We start from the raw sequence: 6,740 nt of genomic DNA on the forward strand, positions 1-6,740 counted from the left end.
ATCCTGCAAACCGGGGGTAAGCAGCCGGAGGCTGAAGCCTTTTATCGAAAACTTGGATACAGGCAGATACCCAATTATCCTCCCTACGAGCACTCCATCCCGTCGTCGGTCTGCTTTGCAAAAGAGCTTCAGCCTATGAAGGACCGGCTCCCGTCCGTTCTCGGCCAGGAATAGAGGTCCGGCCGTGGGGCAGAAAAGGTCCATCTCTAACTTGAGCTATTAGTCCCGCTTGAACCCCGATAGTGGGCCTTCCGTAAGCTACGACGGGGGGCAACGGCGCATCGACGGCGCCGGCAGGAGAGTGCTTTACTCCAGCTTGGCRTGGCGCATGTACCGGTAGAAGGGTTCCCTAGGAATAAGGCGAACCCACTCAGCCCGGCGCGCCTTAGCTCAGGCAGCATTGGGCATCCCATGCAGGAAACCTCGGAAACAAAAACAAGTAGCTGCCCTATCCACCTGTCTCGAAACCCTCCCGGGCGAGTTCAGGTGGTGAGACGCCCTGTAGCGTTTAGGGCACGGTCATMGGGCAGTTTTGTGGGCGGGTCATATGGGAATCAGAAGGTGCCTGCATAACGGCTTTCTCGAAGGACGCCTGTGCGTAGGCTTGGTGAGTGATCATGCATGAGAGTCAGCTCAGTCTGGGCCGGACTGAAGCTGTGCGGCTGTTGCAGGGGCTGTTTCCTTCGGTCGCCGAACCGGAAGTAACCGCGGTCGAGAGTGCCGGAACGGTCAATTACCTATACCGGATGGGAACGGGGTGCGCCGCCCGGTTCCCGATGCAAAGCGGGGACGCTGGCGAAGTCCGCGCAGTCCTTCTTGCGGAACACGCTGCAATGCGCGAGTTCGCCGCAGTGAGCACCGTTCCGTCCCCGTTGCCTGTTGCGATTGGTGAGCCAAGCGCCGAGTATCCGCTACCCTGGTCTGTCCAAACCTGGATCGAGGGAGAAATTGCGACCCCGACCTCGGTCGCGTCGTCGACATCCTTCGCGGCGGACCTCGCGGCGCTCATCGCGAGCCTTCGCCAGGCGGACACCAGGGGTCGCTCATTCTCCGGCGAAGGCCGCGGAGGCGAGCTGGCCGCGCACGATGGGTGGGTCGCGCATTGCCTACAACAGAGCGAAGGACTCCTGCCGGTGGATCGGCTCCGCCGGGCCTGGTCATCGCTTAGGTCGCTGCCTCGTCACGGTGACGATGTGATGTCCCACAAGGATCTCATTCCCGGAAATGTGATCCTCGGCGCCGGCTGCCTCGCGGGCATCCTCGACACGGGTGGCTTCGGCCCCGCAGACCCTGCGCTGGACCTCGTTGCCGCGTGGCACATGCTCGACTCCAGGAGACGGGACACCCTCCGCACCAATCTCGCGATCGGGGACCTCGAATGGAGACGGGGCGCCGCTTGGGCCTACGAACAAGCGATAGGGCTCGTCTGGTACTACGCCKACTCGAATCCCGCAATGAGCGCACTCGGGCGGAGCACACTCGATCGCCTGCTCGCGGATCCGACCTTGGACCTGTAAAACGATGTAAGTTCTGCTGCACGGGAAGCGAGGGCCTGACGCTGGTCCCGGGTAAATCTTCTGACCTGCACGTCGAGGACTACACGGCTGCCCAGCTCCCACACCCAACAGCTGACCCACCCGACGGCTTGCTTCGTCCGCGTCCTCTGAATCCTCAATCACMTGGAAGACCTCGTCACGCCGATCCATCGCTCGCACCAGAGCCTCGAGGATCATCAATTCATCCCTCGTCTGCCGMTCATCCTMATCCATGCCGCGATTCTTGCACGACCGGCAGTCTTTGGGGCATTTCAGTCCAGTTTGGGGATCCTCAGGCGGGACACCCTGGGTTCAGCGAATCTGTCCCGCTCAACGGTTCCCGAACGAACGCTGCAAGTCCGTTCGTTCTGCGGGTGGGGCGATCCCTCTAAGAGGCGACCGGGGCCGCGGACTAGCCATTGCTGCCTTGGTCGTTGGGTATGGCATAGCCACGCTGGCATTGACCAACACTCTGGGGTACATACCGAGCGGTCCAGCAGATCTCAATGTAGTACCGCGGCCGACGAGCCTAGCCTCCTGCCTTGACCCTATTTCCTCGGGACTACGGCGAGGACCGTCCCGTAGAGGKCTCGGCTTACGGGCAGGGCTGCCTGCTKGTGCTTCAGCGTGGCACCACGTCATCGAAAGGGATCACTTTGTGGTGCTGCTCGCGGTGGCGGAGCTAGTGTGCGGATAGACCGGTTTTCTCTCGTGGGTCGCACAAATCGGTGTCGTTCAAGGGACCATCATCGGCGCCACACTTCGGGGCGGGATCTGGTGATCTGCAAGTCCGAATTGGAGTTGGTGCGTTTGCTGTTCGCGGACTTCGCTGTGTCGGTGGGCCATATTGTGGCGCAACCGTTTCTGTTGAAGGCTGAGGTCTCCGGGGGTATGCAGGCAAATTCCGGACTATCTGCTGCCCATCGACGTGGGGCCGCTGGTGGTGGAGTACTTCCCCGACCGCGCGGAGGAATCGCCCTCAGCGCCTCGTCTCGTACCTGGTCAGGACCACGCCGCCGGGAAACTTCCGCGTCTCCACCAGGTTCAGGTTCACCCAGCTGTCCAGCGAGGTGAAGAACGGAGTGCCGCCGCCCACCAGGACCGGATGGGTGGCTAGCGCATATTCGTCGATCAGCCCGGCCCGCATGGCCGCCCCGGCGAGCGTCGCGCCGCCGACGCTMATCGACCGCCGTCACCGGCCTTGAGCCGGGTGATCTCGGCGATCGCGTCGCCGGTGACCAGGCGGGTGTTCCAGTCGACCTTGTCGATCGTCGAGGAGAACACCACCTTCGGAGTGCCCCGCCAGTTCCGCGCGAACTCKATCTCCGCCGGGGTGGCGTTGGGCTGCTGGTCGCCGGTCGGCCAGTAGGAGCTCATGGTCTCCCACAGCTTGCGCCCGTACAGCGACAGGCCGCTAGCCCGCTCCTGGTCGAGCCACCACTGGAACAGTTCGTCGCTCGGCCCGCCCCAACCGATGTCRTCGCCRGCCGCGGCGATGTAGCCGTCCAGGGTCAGATTCATGCCGTAGATCAGTTTCCGCACGGCGCCAGCCTTCCGTCTCGTAGTGGTCGAGGGCGTCATTGAACKCTKTCGTCCCGCACATGATCAGCAGCCCCCTGTCCCTCATAGAGCCACCGTAACTGCCCATGATCTGGATGCCATAGCCTTCGGTCAGCGTTTCAACTGAGCTGCCCGGTGAAGGATCCCCCTGCGGGCGGCCGACTAATCCGACTCGGTGTCCCGAAACCTATGTGTCGCGAAACGCATGCCATGCAAGAGAAATCAAAGCCCGGGTGAGCGACACCAAGCGATCACGGAACKGCCGCGACGAAGCGCCGGACTCCACAGGTGGCACCGCGCTCCGTGGTGCGCATTCCTTCAGCGGCGTGAATTGGTGTCTGGGCGTCGTCGGGCCGGGCCAAGTCCCGGGCGGCAGTGTGGCCTGGCGCTCCAAAGTGGAATAGTCGCCGGGACCGGGGGTAGCGTCGACACATGACACCTGGACGTCCTGTACCCCCGCCCCTTGCCAAGCCGCTGCCGAACTCCGAGACCTCCGATACCACCGCGATCAACGCCGCACACGCCGGCGGCGCCACCCTGGTCGCCGCCTATGGCGCCACCGCGCCGGACAGCGGACTCGTTCCCTTGACGGTGTCCCGCCGGGAGCCGAAGGCGGACGACATTGAGATCGCCATCGAATTTTGCGGACTGTGCCACTCGGACGTGCACGCCACGCGCGGCGAATGGGGCGGCGACACGTATCCGCTGATTCCGGGCCACGAGATTGTCGGCCGGGTCACCCGGGTCGGTTCCGCCGTCGACGATTTCACGGTCGGTGAGCGCGTGGGCGTGGGCTGCATGGTCGATTCCTGCCGCGAATGCGACAGCTGCCTGGACGGCCTCGAGCAGTACTGCGAAAACGGCATAACGGGAACGTACGGATCCAAGGATCCCCGCAACGGCGGCGCGATCACCCAGGGCGGCTACTCGACGTCGATCGTCGTGGACCGCAACTACGTCCTGCGGGTTCCGGAGGGCATGGACCCGGCCGCCGCCGCTCCCTTGCTCTGCGCGGGCATCACCACCTATTCCCCGCTGAACCACTTCGAGGTGGAGGAAGGTGACGTCGTCGGCGTTGTCGGGCTCGGCGGCCTCGGACACATGGCAGTCAAGATCGCCAAGGCCATGGGCGCGGAGGTGACGGTGTTCACGACGTCGGAGCAAAAGTTCGAGGCGGCCCGCGAACTGGGCGCCGACCACGTCATCCTTTCCACGGACCCGGCCGCGATGGAGTCCGCGGACCGCAGCATCGATGTCATCATCGACACCGTCGCTGCACCGCACGACCTCAACCCGTACTTCCGCACGCTGCGCGTAGACGGCGCGCTGTTCCAGCTGGGCCTGCCCTCGGAAGCAATGCCGCCAGTCAATCCCGGCGCCCTGATCCGGCGCCGGGTCGCGTACGCGGGGTCKATGATCGGCGGCATCGCCGAGACCCAGGAGATGCTGGACTTCTGCGCCGAGCACGGTGTGGTGTCCGACGTCGAGGTGGTCGGGGCGGACCAGCTCAATCAAGCCTACGACCGCATGGTGGCTGGAGATGTGAAGTACCGTTTTGTCCTGGACGTCAGCACCCTGGGGTCCCCGKCGGAAAAGGCGGACGTATGAGCACTCTCTTCACGAAAATCATCAACGGCGAGATCCCGGGCCGCTTCGTCTGGCGCGAGGACGACGTCGTGGCGTTCCTGACCGTGGGCCCGCTGGCCGACGGCCACACCCTCGTGGTGCCGGTCGAGGAAGTGGACCGCTGGACGGACGCCTCACCCGAGGTCCTTGGCCGGGTCATGGAGGTCGCCCGTAAAATCGGCGCCGTGCAGGTGGACGTCTTCGACGCCGCCCGGGCCGGTCTGATCGTCGCGGGTTACGAAATCAACCACATGCATGTCCACGTGTGGCCCTCGAACTCCATGGCGGACTTTGATTTCGGCTCGGTGGACCAGCACCCGGATCCGGCAAAGCTGGACGCCAACGCGGAGAAGCTCCGCGAAGGCCTCCGCAAAGCCGGGCATTCGGAGCACGTCCCGAACGCCTAGATCCAGGCACYCCAGGCACACCCCGGCGCACTTGATGCATTCCGGACTGGCGCCGGCGCAGCACTCCCMACGGGGGTCTACGCCGGTGCCAGTACTTTGTTAAGCGCCGCCCGGATGCGCTTTTCGGACACCGAGTAGGCGGTCCCGAGMTCGACGGCGAAGAGGCTCACCCTGAATTCTTCGATCATCCAGCGCACGTGGGTTAACTCCGCGCCGGCCCGCCGTCCGGGCAGCAGCGCGGAGACGGCGTCGTCGTAGTCGTCCTCGAGGGCCTGGACCGCGGCCATGTGCTGGGCATCCCGCTGGACATTGCCCGGCAGCTTCTCKAGGCGCTTCTCGATCGCCGCCAGGTAGCGGGGCAGCTGGCTGAGCTGGGCGTAGCCGGTGCGTGCCACGAAGCCCGGATAGACAAGCTGCTCAAGCTGGCTCTTGACGTCGTTCAGCGCGCTGATCAGGGCAAGGCTGGTGGTGCCTGTGAGCTGCTTCTCGATCCGGCGCGTGCTGGCCAGGATGCGTTCGACGACGGCGGTGACCGTGAAGACGGTGTCGATCAGCTCAGCCCGCACGGTCTCGTACAGTGCCTTGAACGAAGCCTCGTCCCACGGCAGCTCGGCCGKGGTGAGCTTGTCAATGGCGGCCAGGGCACAGTCCGCGATCAACGCGGTCACGGAGCCGTGCGGATTCTGGCTGAACGTCAGTTTCTCGGTGTTGTTCAGGTGTTCCAGGACGTAGCGGTYCKGCGGCGGCACCTTCAGGGCCAGGAGCCGGATGACGCCGGCCCGCATGGTCGCCCGCTGTTCGGATGCGGTTTGAAAAAGCCGCAGTGCCACGGATGTTCCCTCGTCCACCAAGGCCGGGTAACCGGTGACGGTGTGGCCGCCGACGTTGCCCTGGACCTGGCGCTGCACGGTTCCGAAAGTCCAGTCCTTGAGGCCGGACACTTCGCGGAACCCGCCCGGGGCGGCGGAGGCGGCAGCTGCCGCTGCGGCCGATCGCGGCCCGGCAGCCCGTGAGGCGCCCGACGACGTGCCCGTCCCCTTAGGTGCGCCCTTCCCCCTGGCCGCGGGCGCCGTCGTGCCCGGGGTGGCACCGAGGGATTCCGCGATCGCCCGGCGGGTGGCCGGTGCCAGGCGCTCCTGCAGCGCCGTGAGGTCCTTACCCTCATCCAGTACCTTGCCGCGGGAATCCACCACCCGGAAACTGACCCGCAAATGCGCCGGCACGGCGTCCCAGTTCCAGGATCCCGGCGGGATGACCTGGCCGCGGATCCGGCGCAGCACGAGTTCGAGCGACGGTTCGAGTTCGTCCTCGGCGGGATCGAAGTCGGCTTCCAACGCCGCGACGGCCTGGCGTGCCACGTCCGGCGCGGGTACGAAGTTCTTGCGGATCTGCTTGGGCAGCGACTTGATGAGCGCGGTGACAAGCTCCACGCGCTGTCCGGGGATCAGCCAGCGGAAAGCGGCGTCGTCGAGCTGGTTCAGGAACAGCACGGGGACCWCGGCGGTGACGCCGTCGGAAGGATTSGGCGGCGAGCCYGGAGCCACTGGGTGGAACTCGTAGCTCAGCGGCAGCTCAAAACCCTTGTGCAGCAAGGTCTTGGGGTAGGCCGAAT

4 protein-coding genes and 1 pseudogene are annotated in these 6,740 nt (G+C 65.0%); 3 read left to right on the plus strand and 2 right to left on the minus strand.

Annotation, left to right across the window (positions count from 1 at the left end; genetic code table 11):
- Positions 1 to 776: 776 nt before the first annotated feature.
- A complete protein-coding gene (locus tag AC1DBQ_RS20480; RefSeq protein WP_476930261.1) occupies positions 777 to 1,517 on the plus strand; it encodes a phosphotransferase in 741 nt (246 codons plus the stop codon).
- Between the two features lie 997 nt (positions 1,518 to 2,514).
- Here AC1DBQ_RS20480 and AC1DBQ_RS20485 read toward each other — a convergent pair.
- A pseudogene (locus AC1DBQ_RS20485) lies at positions 2,515 to 3,077 on the minus strand (dihydrofolate reductase family protein).
- A gap of 450 nt (positions 3,078 to 3,527) precedes the next feature.
- On the opposite strand from AC1DBQ_RS20485, the gene AC1DBQ_RS20490 reads away from it, so the two are divergent.
- Both AC1DBQ_RS20490 and AC1DBQ_RS20495 read left to right on the plus strand, forming a co-directional pair.
- A complete protein-coding gene (locus AC1DBQ_RS20490) occupies positions 3,528 to 4,703 on the plus strand; it encodes an NAD(P)-dependent alcohol dehydrogenase (protein ID WP_476930258.1) in 1,176 nt (391 codons plus the stop codon).
- Entirely contained in the window at positions 4,700 to 5,128 is a 429-nt protein-coding gene (locus AC1DBQ_RS20495; RefSeq protein WP_476930259.1) for an HIT family protein, read from the plus strand. The genes AC1DBQ_RS20490 and AC1DBQ_RS20495 overlap by 4 nt, the downstream gene beginning before the upstream one ends.
- A 77-nt stretch (positions 5,129 to 5,205) precedes the next feature.
- On the opposite strand, the gene AC1DBQ_RS20500 is transcribed toward AC1DBQ_RS20495, so the two are convergent.
- A partial coding sequence (locus AC1DBQ_RS20500) for a DUF3418 domain-containing protein (protein ID WP_476930260.1) occupies positions 5,206 to 6,740 on the minus strand: 1,535 nt, incomplete at its 5' end.

Source organism: Arthrobacter sp. 10T413_2, from assembly GCF_056394205.1.

Excerpts from the sequence above, each read along its gene's own strand:
- AC1DBQ_RS20495 (WP_476930259.1), top strand. The coding sequence starts at position 4,700 with ATGAGCACTCTCTTCACGAAAATCATCAACGGCGAGATCCCGGGCCGC.